Source organism: Seonamhaeicola aphaedonensis (assembly GCF_003386195.1).
Classification (GTDB): Bacteria; Bacteroidota; Bacteroidia; order Flavobacteriales; family Flavobacteriaceae; genus Seonamhaeicola; species Seonamhaeicola aphaedonensis.
The window spans coordinates 1-2,864 of sequence record NZ_QRDX01000021.1 but is presented as its reverse complement, the minus strand read 5'-3'; the positions used below and the strand labels follow the sequence as shown (position 1 = coordinate 2,864).

At 33.5% G+C, this 2,864-nt stretch carries 2 protein-coding genes; both read left to right on the top strand.

What is annotated here, in order from left to right; translation table 11 throughout:
• Window positions 1–105 precede the first annotated feature (105 nt).
• The gene (locus tag DFQ02_RS14855; protein ID WP_116525235.1) at window positions 106–1,065 is read left to right on the top strand and encodes a transglutaminase domain-containing protein; all 960 of its coding nucleotides are present in this window, start codon (window positions 106–108) and stop codon (window positions 1,063–1,065) included.
• Between the two features lie 165 nt (window positions 1,066–1,230).
• Window positions 1,231–2,631 (top strand): hypothetical protein, encoded by a 1,401-nt coding sequence (locus DFQ02_RS14850; RefSeq protein ID WP_147297795.1) that lies wholly within the window; start codon window positions 1,231–1,233, stop codon window positions 2,629–2,631.
• Window positions 2,632–2,864: the final 233 nt, after the last annotated feature.

Here is a 2,864-nt window from a genome sequence, read left to right as displayed (position 1 = left end):
AATTAGAGATTATAAGGAAGAGCTTTTCTCTAATTATTGCTCAAGAATTTATTATCTTTTCATTCTCAAAGCAGAACTACGTTTAACCCTGAGTTGCCACCAATTATGAAAAAACCCATTTTTACAATATTTTTCCTTTTGATATTTGTCAATTATGGTTTTTCCCAAAATGAACAAATCAAATCATTAGTTGAAAAGACCAATGAAATGAATCTTGATATGTGGGACTTAACAGATTATGCAAAAAAGCGTATTAAGGACAAAAATCAACTTGCGAAATTCTTTTATTATTGGATTGGTTCGAACATACAATACGACAATGAATTATTTGAAAAAATTTTAGCTGGAACTATAACCAATGAAGAGTTTTCAGAGAAACAAGACGAATATGATGTTTATGAAAACAGAAAAGGAGTTTGTGCTGGTTATGCAAATCTCTTCAAATGGTTTATGAACGAAATTGATATCGAGGCAGTTGTAGTAACTGGACATATTCGAGATTTAAGAAATCATTACGTGGAGTTGGAATCGGACGATAATTTCAGACACGCTTGGAACGCTATCAAATTAAATGACGAGTGGGTTTTAGTGGACACGACTTGGGGAACTTCAAAGGAACAAGAAACATCTGAATATTATTTTGACATTAAACCAGAGTTTTCGATTTTGACTCATTATCCAGAGAATAATAAATGGCAACTTTTAAAAGAACCACTAACTCTTGAGGAATTCAATAATTCTCAATTCGTTAAACCAATATGGTTTATGATTGGATTTACAGAAGTTCCCAAATTAATGGCTGACAAGGATTTTTATTATTTCACATTTCAAGACCTACCGAATAACGAATGGTCTGTGGGTTTAACAATGAGTACTGACAATTTGAATTTTGAACCAATTAATGACATTAAAGTAATAGACCAAGATGGTAGAACATATTTCCGATTTGGAAAAACTCAAGTTCCTAAAATAGCTTATTTCAAAGTTAAAGTAGTAAAATTTGAAAATGAAGGAGGACAATTATACAAAACTGAACACGAAGATGTCATTAACTTTAAAATATAAAATAACTGGTGGCAACAACGTGTAAGCGCAATAACGGCTGAATTTACCTTCGGAAAATTCAACTCGTTTTGCTATCTTGGTGGCGTCAGCGGAAAGTACTCGCGCACTTTCCCGTTACTGACGCTTACACAAACACGTTGTGTGCCATATAAAGAAACCCGATTAATGAGAATAATAATACTTCTGACTTTACTTTTTCTAACTCAAATCAGCTTTGGACAAGAAAGCAGAAAAGAAATGGCTCAATCGAAAATTTATGTTCGAGCAACCTACTTTGACCAAAAGAATGAGTTTATCGGACTGCAAGTAAGAACAGACTTAAAAGATACATTGATAGAAAATAGACATTTCTTAAAATTCAAAACGGAAGACTTTGTTGACTATTCTGAAATTGAAAAAACCGAGACCTATTTCGAATCCTTTGATAACGGTAATTATAAACTTCTCGATAAAAACCTTGAAACGGTTCACAATATTGACTACGACAAAACGGAAGAACAAACAGCCACACTTTTTGGAAACCAAGTAAATACTTCACTAGAATATATCGACACTAGAAGGAGTTACCCAAGAGATAGCCTAATAGCAACCGAGAAAACACCAAGAAAGTATTACTCTACTGACAATTCAGAAATTTATGCTGTAATTATTCCTGACTTGAAAACATTAGCAGTTTCAAGTAATGGACAGTTTTATACAAAACAGCTTTACGGAGACAATTATAATGACATTTCGGAGGGAATTAAAAACGATTTTCAAACCAACAACCGATTTGACATTCAACCAGGAGATGAAATTCAATTGTTTTATCGCAGAAAATGGTACAACGACTCAACAGGATTAGCTGAATACCAAGACAAACAATTTAAGAACTTTAGGTACATTGGAGATACATTAGTTGACGGAAAGAAGTCTCTTAAAATGGAGATTGAAGGCTACAACTATTTAAGCGGTTCAAAAGATGGACCAGAAGAATTTTTAATGCAGGTAGCAGACAGCGGTTACTATTACGGAAATCAACTCATTCCGTTTAAAGAATACTCAACAGAACTCAAACTTATTGAGCAAGGTGGACAAAAAGGATTTTTCCTTCAAGGAGTGAGTAAGGACACAATCAATGGTTTTACCTATGAAAAAATTGTGCAAGCAACGCCTGACCCTTACCGATATTATATTCTTCCATTTTTTCCAATGCCGTTTGTGGAATTTGGAAACGTTCAAGGTATAATTACCTATTCAAAAATAAAGGGAATAGAAAAAGGAACAAAACGAGAAAGAACGTACATAACAGACAAAAATAACATTAGAGATATTTACAGTATTTCGAATTATAAGGTAGAAATAGAACTCTACTTTATAGACAAACTTGACATTGAGATTGAAATCAAGGACTATGAAAATGATGAAGTAATCGGTTCATTAAAAACAAAGTCTAAAAAAGGAATAAACTCATTCACAGTAAAGACAGAAAAGTTAGAAAAAGGAAAATCATACAGCGTTCAGATAAACTATAAAGGAGACGGTAATTCGGGAAGTTTCTCGAATGGATTTAAATCAAAACATTAAAAAAATACGGCACACAACAATGGGTATACGTAATGCGGGCTGAAGTGCTAAAATGACATAATGAATATAAAACAAAATCAACTGCAAACGAAAAGGTAAGTGCATTGAAATCCCGCACTACGCATACCCGAGACCGAAGGAACACATTCGCCGATGGCGAACTTTAATCTACGCTGCTTCGCAGACAATGCATCTTAAAGTAAATGTGTTCCTTCTCAGGGTTAAACCAAATT

Coding starts and splice junctions, on each gene's coding strand:
- DFQ02_RS14855 (WP_116525235.1), top strand. CDS start 106: ATGAAAAAACCCATTTTTACAATATTTTTCCTTTTGATATTTGTCAAT.
- DFQ02_RS14850 (WP_147297795.1), top strand. CDS start 1,231: ATGAGAATAATAATACTTCTGACTTTACTTTTTCTAACTCAAATCAGC.